The organism is Stenotrophomonas sp. S41 (assembly GCF_016624625.1).
Classification (GTDB): domain Bacteria; phylum Pseudomonadota; class Gammaproteobacteria; order Xanthomonadales; family Xanthomonadaceae; genus Stenotrophomonas.
Map to the genome: position 1 here is coordinate 1 of NZ_JACVTV010000046.1, position 15,480 is coordinate 15,480.

The 15,480-nt window shown below is 67.2% G+C and carries 18 protein-coding genes and 1 riboswitch; of the genes, 11 read left to right on the top strand and 7 right to left on the bottom strand.

Going from position 1 to position 15,480, the window contains the following annotated elements; all coding sequences use genetic code 11:
- The first annotated feature begins 138 nt into the window (after positions 1–138).
- Positions 139–233, top strand: a riboswitch (TPP riboswitch).
- A 70-nt stretch (positions 234–303) separates the two neighbouring features.
- Together IAE56_RS11355 and pnuC are read left to right on the top strand one after the other, a co-directional pair.
- Positions 304–2,493, top strand: a complete 2,190-nt coding sequence (locus tag IAE56_RS11355; protein WP_200752624.1) for a TonB-dependent siderophore receptor — start codon at positions 304–306, stop codon at positions 2,491–2,493.
- Between the two features lie 8 nt (positions 2,494–2,501).
- On the top strand, positions 2,502–3,059 hold the full coding sequence (gene pnuC, locus IAE56_RS11360) for a nicotinamide riboside transporter PnuC (protein WP_200752647.1): 558 nt from the start codon (positions 2,502–2,504) through the stop codon (positions 3,057–3,059).
- A 119-nt stretch (positions 3,060–3,178) separates the two neighbouring features.
- Here the strand turns inward: pnuC and IAE56_RS11365 are convergent, their stop codons facing one another.
- The gene (locus tag IAE56_RS11365; RefSeq protein ID WP_200752625.1) at positions 3,179–4,150 is read right to left on the bottom strand and encodes a Dyp-type peroxidase; all 972 of its coding nucleotides are present in this window, start codon (positions 4,148–4,150) and stop codon (positions 3,179–3,181) included.
- Between the two features lie 231 nt (positions 4,151–4,381).
- Between IAE56_RS11365 and IAE56_RS11370 the strand changes: the two genes are divergently transcribed.
- Genes IAE56_RS11370 through IAE56_RS11380 form a run of 3 tightly spaced genes read left to right on the top strand, consistent with a single transcriptional unit; the run spans position 4,382 to position 6,225 of the window.
- Complete coding sequence (locus IAE56_RS11370; RefSeq protein WP_200752626.1) at positions 4,382–5,113, top strand: hypothetical protein; 732 nt, start codon at positions 4,382–4,384, stop codon at positions 5,111–5,113.
- Positions 5,114–5,122: 9 nt separating this feature from the next.
- The gene (locus IAE56_RS11375) at positions 5,123–5,626 is read left to right on the top strand and encodes a sigma-70 family RNA polymerase sigma factor (protein ID WP_254051363.1); all 504 of its coding nucleotides are present in this window, start codon (positions 5,123–5,125) and stop codon (positions 5,624–5,626) included.
- Entirely contained in the window at positions 5,623–6,225 is a 603-nt protein-coding gene (locus IAE56_RS11380; RefSeq protein ID WP_200752627.1) for a hypothetical protein, read from the top strand. Before IAE56_RS11375 ends, IAE56_RS11380 begins: the two co-directional genes overlap by 4 nt.
- A 58-nt stretch (positions 6,226–6,283) precedes the next feature.
- Here the strand turns inward: IAE56_RS11380 and IAE56_RS11385 are convergent, their stop codons facing one another.
- Together IAE56_RS11385 and IAE56_RS11390 are read right to left on the bottom strand one after the other, a co-directional pair.
- Positions 6,284–6,652 (bottom strand): VOC family protein, encoded by a 369-nt coding sequence (locus IAE56_RS11385; RefSeq protein ID WP_200732278.1) that lies wholly within the window; start codon positions 6,650–6,652, stop codon positions 6,284–6,286.
- 69 nt (positions 6,653–6,721) lie between these two features.
- Positions 6,722–7,495: a DUF6597 domain-containing transcriptional factor gene (locus IAE56_RS11390; protein ID WP_200752628.1), complete on the bottom strand. Its 774-nt coding sequence runs from the start codon at positions 7,493–7,495 to the stop codon at positions 6,722–6,724.
- Positions 7,496–7,605: 110 nt separating this feature from the next.
- Here IAE56_RS11390 and IAE56_RS11395 point away from each other — a divergent pair, with 110 nt between their 5' ends.
- Positions 7,606–8,526, top strand: coding sequence for a DUF6624 domain-containing protein (locus tag IAE56_RS11395; protein WP_200752629.1), 921 nt, complete (start codon positions 7,606–7,608; stop codon positions 8,524–8,526).
- Here IAE56_RS11395 and IAE56_RS11400 read toward each other — a convergent pair.
- A complete protein-coding gene (locus IAE56_RS11400) occupies positions 8,505–9,140 on the bottom strand; it encodes a TetR/AcrR family transcriptional regulator (protein WP_200752630.1) in 636 nt (211 codons plus the stop codon). The two genes, IAE56_RS11395 and IAE56_RS11400, sit on opposite strands and share 22 nt — an antisense overlap.
- 125 nt (positions 9,141–9,265) lie before the next feature.
- Here IAE56_RS11400 and IAE56_RS11405 point away from each other — a divergent pair, with 125 nt between their 5' ends.
- Positions 9,266–10,291, top strand: a complete 1,026-nt coding sequence (locus IAE56_RS11405; protein ID WP_200752631.1) for an aldehyde reductase — start codon at positions 9,266–9,268, stop codon at positions 10,289–10,291.
- Positions 10,292–10,455: 164 nt separating this feature from the next.
- Here the strand turns inward: IAE56_RS11405 and IAE56_RS11410 are convergent, their stop codons facing one another.
- A complete protein-coding gene (locus IAE56_RS11410) occupies positions 10,456–11,031 on the bottom strand; it encodes an Ax21 family protein (protein WP_200752632.1) in 576 nt (191 codons plus the stop codon).
- Between the two features lie 258 nt (positions 11,032–11,289).
- On the opposite strand from IAE56_RS11410, the gene IAE56_RS11415 reads away from it, so the two are divergent.
- On the top strand, positions 11,290–11,718 hold the full coding sequence (locus IAE56_RS11415) for a hypothetical protein (RefSeq protein WP_200752633.1): 429 nt from the start codon (positions 11,290–11,292) through the stop codon (positions 11,716–11,718).
- Positions 11,719–11,728: 10 nt separating this feature from the next.
- On the opposite strand, the gene IAE56_RS11420 is transcribed toward IAE56_RS11415, so the two are convergent.
- Entirely contained in the window at positions 11,729–12,298 is a 570-nt protein-coding gene (locus tag IAE56_RS11420) for a DUF4291 domain-containing protein (RefSeq protein WP_200752634.1), read from the bottom strand.
- A gap of 57 nt (positions 12,299–12,355) precedes the next feature.
- Complete coding sequence (locus IAE56_RS11425; protein ID WP_200752635.1) at positions 12,356–13,513, bottom strand: MFS transporter; 1,158 nt, start codon at positions 13,511–13,513, stop codon at positions 12,356–12,358.
- A gap of 352 nt (positions 13,514–13,865) precedes the next feature.
- On the opposite strand from IAE56_RS11425, the gene IAE56_RS11430 reads away from it, so the two are divergent.
- The 3 genes from IAE56_RS11430 to IAE56_RS11440 all read left to right on the top strand — a co-directional run bounded on the left by IAE56_RS11430 (position 13,866) and on the right by IAE56_RS11440 (position 15,399).
- A complete protein-coding gene (locus IAE56_RS11430; protein ID WP_200752636.1) occupies positions 13,866–14,309 on the top strand; it encodes a T6SS immunity protein Tdi1 domain-containing protein in 444 nt (147 codons plus the stop codon).
- Positions 14,306–14,827: a hypothetical protein gene (locus IAE56_RS11435; protein WP_200752637.1), complete on the top strand. Its 522-nt coding sequence runs from the start codon at positions 14,306–14,308 to the stop codon at positions 14,825–14,827. Before IAE56_RS11430 ends, IAE56_RS11435 begins: the two co-directional genes overlap by 4 nt.
- 305 nt (positions 14,828–15,132) lie before the next feature.
- Entirely contained in the window at positions 15,133–15,399 is a 267-nt protein-coding gene (locus IAE56_RS11440; RefSeq protein WP_079224744.1) for a hypothetical protein, read from the top strand.
- The last annotated feature ends 81 nt before the right edge of the window (positions 15,400–15,480 follow it).

A 15,480-nucleotide genomic window follows, 5' to 3' on the forward strand; every position in this document is an offset into this window, starting at 1 on the left:
TGGGGTCAGAGCCCTTTCCTGCGGAAAGGGGTCTGACCCCAGGTCCTGCGAGGGGGTCGGATCCCTTTCCGCAGGAAAGGGCTCTGACCCCTCGTTCCCCCCTGGCTCGCAAATCGCCACCATTTGTAGTGAAATGGCCATCTGAAGCGGGGGTGCCTGGATTGCCAGGCTGAGAGAGTCCCTTGGAACCTGATCCGGTTTGCACCGGCGTAGGGAGCTTTGAGCAGCAGTCGCACCCCCGTTCCGGGCAGGTGCGTCCGTGCGCCGTCGCTTCGTCTCCCTTGCTGTCAGAAGACGAACCGAATGAACCGCTGCCTGCGCCCCACCCTGCTCGCCCTTGCCCTCTGCGCCGCCCTGCCGCTGCATGCCAGCGCTGCCGAGGCATCCCCCGACGTGGACGCCTCCGGCGCCGAACGTTCGCCGACCGAGCTGGCCGCCGTGCGCGTGCAGGCCGGAAAACCCGCAGCCGATACCTCGCGCGCCAATGCCTTCGGCGGCGGCAGCTGGAAGGACACGCCGGCCTCGGTGAACGTGCTCGACCGCGATTACCTCGACCGTCGCCAGGTGCGTTCGCTTTCCGAGCTGGCCAGCAACGATGCCTCGCTGGGCGATGCCTACGCACCGGTCGGCTACTACCAGAACATCGCCATCCGCGGCTTCGCCCTGGACGCGGCCACCGGCTACCGCTTCAACGGCCTGGCCATCGCCGGCGAACAGCGCCTGGCCCTGGAGAACGTGCAGGAAGTGCAGATCCTCAAGGGTGAAGCCGGCCTCGCTGCCGGCGTGATGGCCCCGGGCGGCATCATCAATTACGTGGGCAAGCGCCCGGCCGAAGTGCGCACCGTCACCCTGGGCACCGATTCGGAAGGCTCGCGCTATGTCGCGGCGGATGTCGGCCACTGGATCACGCCGCGATTCGGCGTGCGCCTCAATGCCGCCTGGGACGCCAGCAATTCCTACGTCGAGCACGCCGACGGCAACCGCAATTTCTACTCGCTGGCCGCTGACTGGTTCATCGGCGAACGCGGCAAGCTGGAAGTGGATGCCAACTACCAGACCAGCACGCAGCGCTCGGTGTCCGGCTACCAGCTGCTGGGCGCCAGCGAACTGCCGCGCGGCGTCGACCGCAAGCACCTGCTCGGCTACCAGCCCTGGCAGCGCCCGGTGGATATCGCCAGCACCAACATCACCGCCCTGCACACCTACGATTTCAACGAGCGCTGGCAGTCGCGCGTGTCGGTGGGCTACAGCCGTTCGGTCATCGATGACAACGTGGCCTTCGCCTACGGCTGCTACTACACCGCGCAGTGCGCCGATGGCAGCACGCCGGGCAACTACTTCGCGCCCAATGGCGACTACGACATCTACGATTACCGCAGCCCGGACGACACCCGCCGCAACCAGCAGGCGCGCGCCGAACTGCGCGGCCGTTTCGACACCGGCAGCGTCGGCCACGAGCTGACCGTCGGCGCCGACTATTTCCGCCGCACCGTCGATCGCCGCCCCAGCGTCAACGAATACGTGGGCAGCGCCAACATCCACGATGCACAGGTACCGGCGTACGAGCCCTCGCCGCTGCAGCCGGGCCCATCCGCGCGCCGCCTGGACAGCCGCCAGACCGCCGTGTTCGCGCTGGACCGCATCAGCTTCGGTGATGACTGGCAGTGGCTGGCCGGTGGCCGTTTCGTGCGCCTGGACGAGCGTGCCTATGACAAGCGTGGCGCCCTGCAGCGGCAGAGCCGCCTGTCGCGCTTCCTGCCGCAGACCGCGCTGGTGTGGAAGGCCAATGACCAGCTCAACATCTACGGCAGCTACGTGCGCGGCATCTCGCTGGGCCAGGAGGCGCCGTTCTGGACCACCAACGCCGATGAGTTCCTGCCGTCGGTGCAGTCGCGCCAGCTGGAAGTGGGCGTGAAGTACGTGCCGGTGGAAGCACTGACCCTCGGCGCGGCGCTGTTCCGCATTTCCCAGCCGTACCAGTTCGCCCAGCCGGACGATAGCGAGGCAGGCTACACCTTCGTGCAGCAGGGCACGCAGACCCACAGCGGCCTGGAACTGACCGCCAACGGCCAGCTGACCGATGCGCTGCAGATCGTCGCCAGCGCCAGCGTGCTGCAGGCGCGCGCACACGATGCAGGTACGCCGGCGTATGAGGGCCACCAGCTGGTGAACGTGCCCAAGGTGCGGGCCAGCGTGCACCTGGCCTATGCGCTGCCCTTCGTGCAGGGCCTGGATGTGACCGGTGGCTGGCGCTATGCCTCTTCCAATGTGGCCCGCGCCGATGGCAGCGTGCGTGCCCCGGAGTACTCGGTGTTCGATGCCGGCCTGCGCTTCCAGCATCGCCTGCACGAGCGTGCGGTGACCTGGAACCTGTCGGTGGACAACGTGTTCAACCGCTTCTACTGGCGCGATACCGGCAGCAGCGGCGGTGATTACTACCTGTTCCCCGGTGCACCGCGACAGGCGCGCCTGTCGGTGACGTTCGCGCTGTGAGCGGCGTCCTGCTCGAGTGGACCGGCGCGCTGTGCAGCGTGCTCGGCGTCTGGCTGATGGCCCGGCGTCGGCTGGCGGCGTGGCCGGTGGGCCTGCTGTCGGTGGCGCTGTACGGCGCGGTGTTCGCCGAGGCCAAGCTGTATTCGGACACGCTGCTGCAGGTCGCCTTCGGTGGCTTCCTGGTCTACGGCTGGATCAACTGGCGCCAGCATGCCGCCGACGAAGGCAGCATCCGCATCGTGCCGCTGGCGCGCGGCAAGGCGCTGCGCGACGTGGCCATCGGCCTGTGCGGTGGCATCGCCCTGGGCACGGCCATGCACAGCTTCACCGATGCGGCGCTGCCGTGGCTGGATGCGATGCTGACCGCGCTGAGCCTGGTCGGGCAGTGGTGGCAGGCGCGCCGCCACGTGGCGTGCTGGTGGGTGTGGATCGCGGTGGACGTGGTCTACGTGGGCACGTACCTGTTCAAGTCACTGCATGTGACCGCGGCGCTGTACGTGTTCTTCCTCGGCCTGGCGGTGTTCGGCCTGCGTGCGTGGAGTGCTGCGGCGCGCGAGCAGCGGTAGAGTCGAGCTTGCTCGACTGCGTTGCGCGCGGTCATCCGCGCATGGCGTGGCTCTACTGGCCACGCTATCCACGCATGGCGTGGATCTACTGGATACGCTCATCCACGCATGGCGTGGATCTACCCCAGGTCGGCCAGCACCCTGCGCGAGGGCGCGAAGAAGGTGACGCCAGTGGTGGCAGTCGAGAAATCCAGGATCCGGTCGTGCAGCGGCGCGGGGTTGCCGATGAACATGCGCTCGAGCATCTGCTCGATCACCCACAGGCGGCGCGTGTAGCCGATGAAGTAGGTGCCGTACTCGCCGCGGCCCGGGTTGGCGAAGGGCATGTTGTCACGCAGGATCTCGTGCTCGCCATCGGCATCCTCGATGGTGCACAGCGTCTTGTGCGACTTCTGCGCGTCAGCCGGGGCATCGTCCAGCTCGATGTTGTCGTGCTTGGTGCGGCCGATGATCGCTTCCTGGGCTTCGGTCTTCTGCGCGCGCCAGGCATCCAGGTTGTGCAGGTACTTCTGCACCACCACGTAGCTGCCGCCGGCATGGTCGGGGTCTTCATCGCCGACGATCGTGGCTTCCGGCAGCGACAGCCCTTCCGGGTTGGCCGTGCCATCGACGAAGTCCAGCAGGTCACGGCCATCGAAGTAGCGGAAGCCGGCCACCTCGTCCACCGTCTCCACGGCATCGCCGAAGGCCATCAGCAGGTTGCGCTCGAAGGCGACGATCAGGTCCATGGTGCGCGCGCGCACGTGGTACAGCAGGTCACCCGGGGTGGACACGGCGGTGTGGGTCGCGCCCTTGATCTCGCGGAACGGCTTCAGCTCGCGCGGCGGCGTGCTGCCCACCACCGCTTCCCACACGCGGTGGCCGATGGCCACGTTGCAGGTGAAGGTGCGCTCGATATCGCGGATGGCAGTGTTCTTGATCAGGTCATCGCTGCTGCCCAGCACCTCGCGCACTTTGGCGATGGAATCTGCATCGTCCTTCACCTTCAGCACCAGGAACGCGGCCGAGTGGGTCAACGGCGCGGTGATCTGCTGCGGCTCGTTGTCGAGCGTGTGGTTGAGGGCGGTGATCGGTGCGGGCTGGGAATTCACGGTACATCCTGCTGGCGTGGGGCGGGCGCGTCGCGCGGGGCGAAGTGCGGGCGATTCTAGCGGAAGCCCCCTGCAGATGGTGGAGCTGCAGTAGAGCCACGCCATGCGTGGCTGGGGAGAGCATCCACGCATGGCATGGCTCTACTGGAGCGTGGGAGCGGTGCAGATCGATGTCAGGTTTTTCCCGCCGGCGGCGTCTTCAATCATCACTACACGCCGCTTGGAGCCCGCATGCACGCCCCGGACATCGCTGCCACCACCACTCAACCAAGCCGCCGCTGGCCCACCGGTCACCTCCTGCACTGGCTTGCGCGCAGCGCGGGCATGCTGCGGCGCGCACCGCTGCGGCTGTTCCTGCTGGCGCTGCTGCCGATGCTGGTGGAACTCGTGCTGCAGCTGGGCGTGCCGGTCGCCGGCGTCGTGGTGTCCAAGCTGGTGGTGCCAGTGGTATCGATGTGGGCCCTGCTGATGCTGGATCAGTTCGTCCGCGGTGGGCGCTTCGCGCCGCTGCAGGCTGGCCGCCGGCTGCGTGCACGTCCCGCGACGGTCGCGGTACTGGCGCTGCTCTCGGCAGTGGTCTTCGCCGGCCAGGTGGCTATGGCCGGCGTGCTGGCCGGGCCTGCGGCCGCGGGTGCCTTCGCTCTGGGTGACAGCGCGGTGCTGGCCACCACGGTCACTCGCCTGCAGATCGCCCTGGTGCTGGCCAGCGGCCTGCCGCTGGGCATGCTGCTGCTGACCACACTGCCGCGTGCGCTGCTGGATGGCATCCCTGCACGGGCTGCCCTGCGCGACAACCTGCGGCTGCTGCGCGAAGGCTGGCGTCCGCTCGGTGCCTACCTGCTGCTCAATGCGGTGCTGCTGCTGGCGCTTCCGTACCAGCCGTGGCTGCTGCTGCCCCTGCTGCTTCTCGGCTACGTATCCTATTGGATCTACCGCGACGCCTTCGCGGACGGCATCGGCTGAGGAGCGCGGGTGGGCAGGACGCAGTCCATCGACATCGCAGAGGTGCTGCAGGCGCATTGGCCCCTGCTCGCACGCATGGCCGGCGGCTACGCGCGCGAGCCGGCGCGTCGCGACGATCTGCTGCAGGAGATCAGCATCGCCTTGTGGCAGGCGCTGCCACGCTGGCGTGGCGAGGAAGGCACGCTGCGCGCCTTCATCGCGCGGGTGGCGCACAACCGTGCGATGGATGCACTGGCCAGTGAGCAGCGCCATCGCGGCAGCGCGCTGGACGACCACCTTCCCGATCCCGATGCAGACCCTCAGCAGCAGGCCGCGCGTGCCCAGCAGCAGGACACCCTGCTGCGGGCGGTACAGCAGCTGCCACTGGGCCTGCGCCAGGTAGTGCTTCTTGCCCTGGAGGGCTTTTCGCAGCGCGAGATCGGCCAGGCACTGGCCCTTGAAGAGAACACCGTTGCCCAGCGCCTGAGCCGCGCACGCCGGCAACTACGTGAGCGGATGGGAGGCACCCGATGAAACCGGCAACCGACAACCCGGAGTGGAGCGACCTGCAGGCCCTGTGGCAGCAGCAGCCCGCCCCACCTGCGGTGGATGTGGCCGCACTGCAGCGCGAGGCGGAGCGTCGCAGCCGCTGGATCCGCCTGCGATCGGCCATTGAACTGCTGATCACCGTGGTGGCCGTGGCCAACTGCGTCCGCGCCCTGCTCGATCCGCGCAAGCTGATCGAGCATGGTCTGCTGTGGGGCCTGATCGCGTTCGTGCTGGCCGTGGCTGGCTGGATCTTCGTGCAGCGGCGGCGACAGTGGCGCAGCCGCGGCCTGGCTCCGGCCGCACTGCTGGCGTTCGAGCGCCAGCGCGCGCGCATCTCGATGCAGATCTGGCGGGTCAACATCTGGCTTTCCCTGGCAGTCTGGGCGGGGTTGGTGTGGATGGCGCTCACCGCGATGCAGGCGGGACCCGACACCCCCGGTGCACTGCCGCCTCAGACCTGGGCGCTGAACCTGCGTTTGAACGGCGCAGTCGTGGTGGTGGTGGCACTGGCTGGCGCATGGGCTGGCCGCCGCCGGCAGCACCGGCTGGACCGTCTGGCCGAGCTGGAGGCACAACTGCAGTAGATCCACGCCATGCGTGGATGGGGAAGCAGCCCCGCGCGGCGTGGCGCTACCGCACGCTTCAGTCCATGTCGCTCCAGACTGCCAGCTCGTAGCCATCCAGATCGCGGAAGTGGAATCTGCGGCCACCGGGGAAAGCGAACACCGGCTGTACCACGTCACCTCCGGCTGCCAGAACGCGCTGTTCGGCCGCGGCCAGATCGGCGCAGTAGAGGATGACCAGCGCTCCGCCCTGCGCACGCACCGGCGCGTCGGCCACGAAGCCGCCCTTCAGGCGACCATCGTCGAACTCGGTGTAGGCCGGGCCGTAATCGGTGTAGCGCCAACCGAACACCTGCGCGTAGAAGTGTTTGCTGCGCGCGATGTCGGCGACGTTGAACTCGATGTTGTCGATGCGGCGCTCGGCGTCGCGGTCAGGGGTGTGGCTCATGGTGGCGCTCCTGCTGGGAGCGCGCAGCATCGACCAGCAGCGGCGCAGGGTCTTGAACGAAACGGACAGTCAGCGTGTCCACTGCAGCCACAGGGCAGTGGCCGTCATCCCGGCCAGTTCACGCGCGTCCCGCGAGAGGTGGGCCTGGTCGGCATAGCCGGCATCTGCAGCACGCGCGGCCATGGCCAACGTCGCATCGCTGCGGCAGCCGCGCAGGAAGCGTTGCAGGCGCAGGATGCGCTGCAGGGTCTTCGCCCCGTAGCCGAACTGCTGCTGGCTGAGGCGGCGCAGCGATCGCGGGTGCAGGTCCAGGTGCTCGGCGAGAGCGTCGATGCTGCTGCCCTCGGCCAGACCATGGAACAGGGCCTTCGCCCGTCGTGCCGCGAGGTCATCGGTCGGCTGCCCCATGTGGGGGTGCAGCAGGGTCGCCAACCGCTGCATGCGCCGGTGTGGCGGTGCATCGCCCACTGCATCGGCCACATCCTTGGCCCAACGGCCCTTCAGCTCGGCCAACGGAATCGCCTGGCCCAGCATGTCTGCTAACGAAATACCGAGCGCGGCCTGGGCCTGCCCCGGCTGGAAGCGCGCGCCCAGTACCTGTGCCCCCGGCGCCAGCTGCGGGTGCGCGGCAACGCGGTCGGGACCGACAGCGAACAGCACGCCGTTCCGCCACAGGATGTCCACGCAGCCATCGGGCAGCACGGTGATGCTGCCGCTGGCATCGGCATCCAACTGGCTCTGCCACAGCTGGCCGAAGGCGCCGCGCAGCGCGGCCGGCGCAGGGTGCTCCTGGTAAGCCGCACCAGTGCCGGCAAGGGAGGTTGCGCTGGGATCGAAGGCCATGGCGCATTGTGGCGCAGGCAGGCGCGTAGCGGCCAACGCTGGCACACTGCGCTTACCTGGCCGGATGCCTGTGCTGACAGGGTCTGCGCCCCTTCATGGAGGAAGACACGATGGCATCGATCCGCATGACCCGCCTGGCGCCGGCACTGCTTGCGCTGCTGCTGGGCACGGCCAACGGCGCCTGCGCCGCCGACACCGGCAGCTTTTTCGACGCAGTGCAGCGCTACGGCAACGACGACTTCAAGGGCTGCGCCGATACACTCGGCGCGATGTATCGCAACGGGGCAAGCTTTCCCGACGGCGGCGAGCTGCTGCTGGTCGAGTGCACTGCCGCCGCCGGCGACCATCCCGCGGCGATGGCCTTCGCCGTCGCCCTGCTCGGCCAGGACCGCCTTCCCCTCGATGATCTGCTGCACAAGGATCGCCCCGGCCTGAATGCCCTGCGTGCCGAACCGGAATGGACGCAGATGCTGGCGCGCGCGGAAGCGACCCAGAAACAGCGTGCCGCGCTGATGGATGAACCCTTGCGCAGGGAACTGCTGGATCGCGAAGCTCGCGACCAGGCCGCGCAGCACGCCGCGATCGCGGCCGGGGGCGCCGATGCATTCAAAGACACCGCACCCGTGGCCAAGGCCAATGCGCAATGGTTGAAGACCGTGATTGCTGCGAAGGGCTGGCCGACGCGATCGAAGGTCGGTCGTGATGGCGCCAAGGCCGCATGGCTGCTGGTGCAGCACGCCGACCAGGATCCTGCCTTCCAGGCCGAGGTGTTGCCGTTGATCGAACTCGCCGCCAGAACGGGTGAAGCCGACCGTGCCGACGTAGCCCTGCTGACCGACCGCGTGCTGGTGGCCCAGGGCAAGCCGCAGCGCTACGGAAGCCAGTTCGTGCGGGGCGAGGATGGTGTGATGCGCCTGCGCCCCACCGAAGACATGCCCGGCCTGGACGCGCGGCGCAGCGCGATGGGCCTGCCGTCACTGGCCGAGTACAAGGCCATCCTCGCCGAGAGTTATGGCACGGCGGTGGACTGATCCCTCGGCTCGGCTGCGGGCAACCTGATCAACCGCTCGAACACCGCGCCCAGCAGCTCGGCCAGTTCGTCCTCGTCGGCGTCGGCAAGGGCCGGCAGCGCGATCATCTGCCGCATCACCTGGAAGCCGGAAATCATCGCCAGGATGAGCGCGGCGCGCTCGGCCGGCAGCGTGCCCCGCAGTGAGGCGGCCACCCTCTTGAGGTGATGCGCGGCGATCTTGTCGCGGCCGATCTCCGCCGCCAACGGGCTCGATGCCGAGTGGAAGGTGATCAGGAAGCCGTCCATCGGCGTGGCATCGGCGCGGGTCATCTTCACCAGCGCACGCGCCAGCGCCTTGCCCGGTTCCGGCTGGTCCATGATGCCGCCGGCAATCAGGCTGCCCTGGGTCATGGTGTTCTCCACCACCTCGGCAAACAGCTGCTCCTTCGAGCCGAAGTAGCGGTTGACCATCATCGCCGTCACCCCGGCCCCTGCGGCGATCTCACGTACCCCGGCCCCGTCATAGCCGGACTGGGCGAACGCCCGGCGGGCAGAGACCAGGATCGCCTCGCGGGTGGCTTCGGCGTCACGGGGGCGGGGTTTGCCGGAGGACGGCGTGGCAGGCGTGTTCATGCGTTAAGTATACAGTTGTAGACAATGGCAGGCAACGCCTGTATACAGCTGTAGACATAGCCGCCTGCACCGCCGGATCCCCGTCGGTGTGGCTTGCCCATCCCCCACGTATCTGGAGAGTTCCCATGAAAACGACCGTCCTGGTGACCGGTGGCACCGGCTTCATCGCCCAGCACTGCATCCTGGCCCTGCTGGCAGCGGGCTACGACGTCCGCACCACCGTGCGCTCGCTGTCGCGCGAGGCGGAGGTGCGCCAGCAACTGAAGGTCGGCGGCGCCGAACCGGGCGATCGCCTCAGCTTCGTGGTGGCCGACCTCGGCCGCGACGAGGGCTGGGCCGAAGCCGTTGCCGGCTGCAGCCATGTGATGCATGGCGCCTCGCCCACGCCCACCGGCGAACAGACCAGCGAGGAGCAATGGGTGCGTCCGGCGGTGGACGGCAACCTGCGCGTGCTGCGTGCCGCGCGCGATGCCGGCGTGCAGCGGGTCGTGCTTACCTCCGCGTTCGGCGCGATCTGTGCCGGCCACGGCGACATCGGCCGGCCGTTCAACGAAACCGACTGGAGCGACCTGTCCGGCGATGTGTGGCTGTACCAGAAGTCCAAGACGCTGTCCGAGCGCGCGGCGTGGGAGTTCATCGCACGCGAGGGCAACGGCCTGCAGCTGTCGGTGGTCAATCCCACGGCCGTGCTCGGCCCGGTGCTGGGCGGCGACTACTCACACTCCATCCGCCTGGTGCGCAACCTGCTGCAGGGGCAGAAGGGTTCGCCGAAGATCAACTGCGGTTTCGTCGATGTCCGCGACGTCGCCGACCTGCACCTGCGCGCGATGACCCATCCTGCGGCCAACGGCGAGCGCTTCATCGCCATCGCCGGCGACAGCCTGTGGCTGGGTGAAGTGGCGCAGGTCCTGAAGCAGCGCATGGGCGCGGCGGCCGACAAGGTCAGCACCCGGGTCATCCCCAACTGGGTGGTGCGCCTGGGTGCACTGAAGGATCCGGCGCTGCGCGGTTCGGTGCCGTTGCTGGGCCGCACGATGAATGCCACCAGCGAAAAGGCGCAGCGCCTGCTGGGCTGGGCACCGCGTTCGCGTGAGGACGCCATCGTGGCGACGGCCGAAAGCCTGTTGCGGCTGGGGCTGGTGGAGGCTTGACCGCAGCGCCACGCGCGGTGCGAAGAGCATCCACGCATGGCGTGGCTCTGCTGGAGCGCGGTCTGCGCCAAAAAAGAAGCCCGGCGCGAGGCCGGGCTTCGGGTGGCGTGCGGGAGAGAGAGAGAGCACACGCCGGTAACGCTTTTCTACTGCAGTACTGCTTATTACCAGGTGAAGCGCGGGCCCACGAACCACTCGCGGTCGCCGGCCTTGGCCAGCTTCACTTCGCCGCTCAGGCCCCAGTTCGGGGTGAACTTGGCGGTGGCGCCGACGCGGCCGTAGAACTCGCCTTCCGGGTTGACGCCGTGCTTCTTGCTGTAGTCCTCGTAGCCGGCCAGCGCGTAGCCTTCCAGGTACGGGTTGAACGCGGTGCGCAGGCCCACTTCGGTGGAGTAGCCGTTGAAGTCCAGGCCATGCTCCAGGTCGAACTTCTGGTACGCAACACGAGCCACCAGGTCGGTGTTCGGTGCGATGCCGTAGTTGTAGCCGGCGCCGATGCGCCACTGGTCAACGTCGTTCTTGAAGGTGTCGGTTTCCTGCTTGCTGTAATCAGCGAAGACCGAGAAGTTCGGGTGCACGGCAACCGAGCCCTTGACGCCCCAGCCATCAGCGTCGCCGCCCTTGGCATCGGTGTTCACGTAACCGCCTTCAACGTAGTTGTACGACAGGCCATCGGCAGCCGATGCAGCGAACGGCAGGGCAGCCAGCAGACCCAGGGCGAGCAGCGAATTCTTGTTCATCGGGACACACCTTTAATTATTTTTGGTTTCGCCGGCCGCCTCCCCGGGAGAGAGGGAGAGAAGAGGCGGTCGACAGGTGTGAATTATCCGTTTGCTGATGAAATCGACCCTGAATATTGAACTGACCAGTACATGAATGAAGTTGCTGTTCAGGGAACTCTCTCGAAGCAGTGGCCACGCCATTTCCCCACGCTCCAAGGGAACACCGGTCTTCCTGCTAGCATCCAGCGCTGGCCCGTCTTCCGCCCGATTCGATCCATGAAAGACGTTGATATCGGCTCTCCTTCCGCGCGGGAACAGGCACTTCGCAACATCCTCCCGGAGGATGCGAAGCAGCATCAGCCACTCCTGCAGGAGATCTTCCGCCGGGAGATGGAGTACAGGCAGAGCGAAGGCGACCAGCCGTACTTCGAGAACCTCTACTGGTGCGCGTATCTGCTGTTCCATGTGGCAGACCTGCGTGACGTCGAGCCGATGTGGGCCGCCAAGCATCTGAACATGGATACCGGCTGCGGCTTCGATGTCGAGAACATGGTGGGCGCCGGTGTCGGGCAGACCATCGAGTACCTGCAGCTGCAAGACGCCGACGAAGCCGCTGACTACATCGAAGAGTGCCTGGCCGAGGATTCACAGGCGGACATCGAGCAGTGGTCGCGCGATCGCCGCCGTTACTTCGACGAAGGCTGACCGGCGGGGCCTAACCCCAAGGATAGGCCCTCTCGCGAGGCAGCGCAGACTGCGCTTCCTCCATCTTTCCGGCCTTCACCAGCGCATGGATGGCGTGTGCCTGCGCCGTCACATCGGTGATGCCTTGAATCCATTCATCGACATAGGCACGCACCGCCTCCCTGCCCAGACCTATCTGGATCGCGCGGTGGGGCAACGGCCGCAGCAGCAGATCGCGCTCGGGATCCCACTGGATGCGCACCGGGGAACGAGCCTTGAGCTGCTCCCACGCCGCCGCATCCATCCCGGGTTCGGCACGGCTGTCGCAGCCATGGGTCAGCGCCCACTCAAAGCCTTCGCGACGGATGTCGACTGCCAGGATCCGCTTCTGGCCTTCCTCCTTTTCGCCCCATCCGGCGCGATACATCATCCAGAGGAAGGACGGCTTGATCCACGTCATCCGCTCCATCTTGAACGGCGGCGCGACAAAGGTCTGCCGCTCCAGCGCACTGTCGGCGATGGCATCGGAGTAGGCCTGGTACACACGGATCACGCGGTCGTCGTACTGCGCGCGGATCTGTCGCGCCGGCATCCCATCCATTGATTCACCTTCCCTGGCAGCGCGTGGCCAGACGCCACGCCGCTGCATCATGCACGATCAGCGCGCGTCGAAGCGCGCGGCGCTGGCCGGCGTTACCCGTGCCGCCAGCACCAGCGCTGCGGCCGTCACGCAGGCCATCGCCACCCACGCGACACTGAGGTTGCCCACGGTGTCGCGGATCGAACCGGCCACGAACGGCAGGATGCCGCCGACCAGATAGCCCACGCCCTGCACGAAGGACACCAGGATGCCCGCCTTGGCTGGCTGGCTGCAGTGGTCCATCACCAGGATCAGGGTCATCGGGAACAGGCCGCCGATCGACAGGCCGAGCAGGCACATCATCAGCCACGGGGCATACATCGGCGCCACGCCGATCAGCACGTAGGTCAGCGCGGTGGCCGCCAGGAACAGCGCCAGCAGCACGCGGCGGTCACGGAAGCGCGGGGCCAGCCAGGAGACGAGGAAGCCACCGGCCACCTCGGACAGGCTCAACGCGGCCAGCATGAAGCCGGCCTCGTTGGCGCGCACGCCCGCTTCCATCATGTACGGCGCGATCCACGCCAGGCACAGCGTGTAGCAGCTGCTGGACACGCAGAACAGCGCGACCAGCAACCAGGTGCGCCCGTGCTGCCAGGGACGGAATGCGGAGGACGTGGCTGCCTTGACGGAGCTGCCGGTGGACGGCGCATCGGCGTGGCCGCTGCTGGGCAGCCACAGCGCGATGCCGGCGATGGCCAGCACCGCCCAGAACGCCATCGTGCCCTGCCATTCCAGCCAGTGCAGCAGGGCCGATGCGCTGGCCGCCGCCAGTGCCGCGCCGCCCATGATCATGCTCACGTACAGGCCCATCAGCAGGTCGACGCGGTGCGGGAAGCGGGTCTTGATGTAGCCGGGGATGAGCGACTGCACGATGCCGATGCCCAGGCCCGCGGCCACGCTGGAACCCATCAGCCACAGCGGTTCATGCGAGGCCAGCTTGGCCAGCGCCGAGGCGGCCGTGAGGGCCAGGCCGATGGCCACGCCGCGCCGATAGCCCATGCGATAGACCAGGCCGCCGGCCATGGCGATCAGGCCCATGGCCATCATCGGCAGGCTGGTGAGCCAGCCGATCTGTTCGAAGCTCATGCCATTGCTGGCACGGATGGAATCGGTGAGCAGGCTGACCACGGCCAGCACGGGGCGCAGGTTGAGGCCGACCAGCAGGAGGGCCAGCACCGGGATCAACCCGGGACGCGAAGTTGCAGGTGAATTCATGTATTACGGCCGCAGGCAGCGGCCGGCTTTCCTTGTTCGATCTGTACGGGGGCCCGGCTGGCAGGGGCCTGGCCGGGCAAGGTTTCGCTGCGACTGGCCGCAGATGCGTCCTCTTTCGAAGAAGGAACGCGCGCGGGCGCACGATCGGCATCTGGCGGGCGGCCATCGGCGCGCATGATAGCAAACGTGGCGTGCAGGCCTTTCCGCCGAGGGCGTAGGCAGGCGCGTTTGTTCATCGGCCACCTCCCGGCGTGCTTCGTCCGCGGGGCGGCGCGTCGCTAGAATGACCACTGGAACCAGCGAGCGCGCTTCAATGTCCACGGATCTGATCACCCTCGTCACCGATGCCTGGGGCTGGACCGGCATCGCGCCGGCGCAGATCGTCGGCGACAACCCGTTCGGCAACCTGATGATCGAGGACCACGGCGGCCGCTACTGGCGGCTGTGCCCGGAAGATCTCTACTGCACGGTCATCGCCCAGTCGCGCGCCGAACTCGATGCACTCGCGCGCGATCAGGATTTCCTGCAGGACTGGTACATGGCCGCGCTGGTGCAGCAGGCGGAAGAGCGCCTCGGCACGCTGCAGCCCGGCCATGCGTATTGCCTGAAGATTCCCGGCGCGCTGGGCGGTGAGTACGGCGGCGGCAATCTCGCCACGGTGCCACTGGCCGAACTGATCGGCGCGTCGGGCAGCATGGCGCAACAGATCGATGGGCTGCCCGAAGGTGCCCAGGTAAAGCTGAGCGTGGTCGAATGAAGACCACCACGACCACGTTGGCACTTCTCCTTTCGCTGGCCGCATCACCCATGGTGGCCTTCGCCTGCCCGCAGCCGGATGCACCCACGTTCGTGCAGAACCTGGACCGCGCCAGCCACGTCTACGTGTTCCGGCTCATGTCGCTCGAGGTCGCCGACGGGGAGCCGTGGTACAGCACCTTGAGCGGCCGCATCAACGTGGTCCGCACACTTAAAGGCGCCACGCCGAAGGCATCCGGCGTCACCTATTCGATCGAATGCTGCAATCCGAAACTGATCGTGGGGCGCTACTACCTGGCCGCCGTTTCAAACGACGCAGCTGTGCTGGAACTGGTCCGCGGTGACCAGTCGGTCATCGACGTCAGCGATGACTTCGAAGCGAAAGGCGGTGCTGGAAAAACGGGCGCCATCGAACCCGTGCAGGACCATCTTGCAGGCCAGCCGCTGCCTGCGGATTTCCCCGGCGGTTACCGGCTTGAAGCCACCGTCTCCTGCCCGGCCATGCCACCGCCCCGCTGATCGATCATCAGCGAATCAGGCTATCAGCGGCCTCCGCTTGCCACAAATGCACGATCACGTTTCTGCGCGCACGGCGTGATGCATCCGCGCGATGCACTGACACCGCACAACGAACACTGCGCTCATTCAGGGGTGGAAGCGGCTAGCACATGCCCGGCTCAGACAGCTGAATTCGCGGCAAATCGAACATGACTGCGCGCTCTTCACAGTGTCTGCACGTCCGCGAACTGCAGCTGAAAAGGCATTCATGGAACTAACAAAAAGCCCGCTATATTCCAGACTCCCCAGACGAAGGAGGGAATGCAATGACCCTTTCCACGCAGCACCTGAAGATCGCTCGTCCCCTCGGCGTGGCAATCCTTGCCCTCAGCCTCGGCGCGTGCGCCAGCTACAAAGAAGACTTCGCGAAGGTCAACACGCGTCTCGACGCGCTTGACGTGAAGGTCCAGGGCGCGGCGCAGAGCGCCGAGTCCGCCAACCAGTCCGCACAGCAGGCCAACCAGCGTCTCGACCAGATCGAAGGTCGCGTCCAGCAGCTCGAATCGGCCCCCCGCCGTACCCCGCGCGGCTAAGCTGAACCGGGAACCAGTGGTCTCCCCCGGCCACTGGTTCCCTTGAGTCACCGTATTCATTCGAGGAACCGTGCCATTCGT

What these genes read in the sequence shown, in the direction of transcription:
- IAE56_RS11355 (WP_200752624.1), top strand. Translation starts at nt 304, where the DNA reads ATGAACCGCTGCCTGCGCCCCACCCTGCTCGCCCTTGCCCTCTGCGCC.
- IAE56_RS11370 (WP_200752626.1), top strand. Translation starts at nt 4,382, where the DNA reads ATGCACGCCCCGGACATCGCTGCCACCACCACTCAACCAAGCCGCCGC.
- IAE56_RS11380 (WP_200752627.1), top strand. Translation starts at nt 5,623, where the DNA reads ATGAAACCGGCAACCGACAACCCGGAGTGGAGCGACCTGCAGGCCCTG.
- IAE56_RS11385 (WP_200732278.1), bottom strand. Translation starts at nt 6,652, where the DNA reads ATGAGCCACACCCCTGACCGCGACGCCGAGCGCCGCATCGACAACATC.
- IAE56_RS11390 (WP_200752628.1), bottom strand. Translation starts at nt 7,495, where the DNA reads ATGGCCTTCGATCCCAGCGCAACCTCCCTTGCCGGCACTGGTGCGGCT.
- IAE56_RS11395 (WP_200752629.1), top strand. Translation starts at nt 7,606, where the DNA reads ATGGCATCGATCCGCATGACCCGCCTGGCGCCGGCACTGCTTGCGCTG.
- IAE56_RS11400 (WP_200752630.1), bottom strand. Translation starts at nt 9,140, where the DNA reads ATGAACACGCCTGCCACGCCGTCCTCCGGCAAACCCCGCCCCCGTGAC.
- IAE56_RS11405 (WP_200752631.1), top strand. Translation starts at nt 9,266, where the DNA reads ATGAAAACGACCGTCCTGGTGACCGGTGGCACCGGCTTCATCGCCCAG.
- IAE56_RS11410 (WP_200752632.1), bottom strand. Translation starts at nt 11,031, where the DNA reads ATGAACAAGAATTCGCTGCTCGCCCTGGGTCTGCTGGCTGCCCTGCCG.
- IAE56_RS11415 (WP_200752633.1), top strand. Translation starts at nt 11,290, where the DNA reads ATGAAAGACGTTGATATCGGCTCTCCTTCCGCGCGGGAACAGGCACTT.
- IAE56_RS11420 (WP_200752634.1), bottom strand. Translation starts at nt 12,298, where the DNA reads ATGGATGGGATGCCGGCGCGACAGATCCGCGCGCAGTACGACGACCGC.
- IAE56_RS11430 (WP_200752636.1), top strand. Translation starts at nt 13,866, where the DNA reads ATGTCCACGGATCTGATCACCCTCGTCACCGATGCCTGGGGCTGGACC.
- IAE56_RS11435 (WP_200752637.1), top strand. Translation starts at nt 14,306, where the DNA reads ATGAAGACCACCACGACCACGTTGGCACTTCTCCTTTCGCTGGCCGCA.
- IAE56_RS11440 (WP_079224744.1), top strand. Translation starts at nt 15,133, where the DNA reads ATGACCCTTTCCACGCAGCACCTGAAGATCGCTCGTCCCCTCGGCGTG.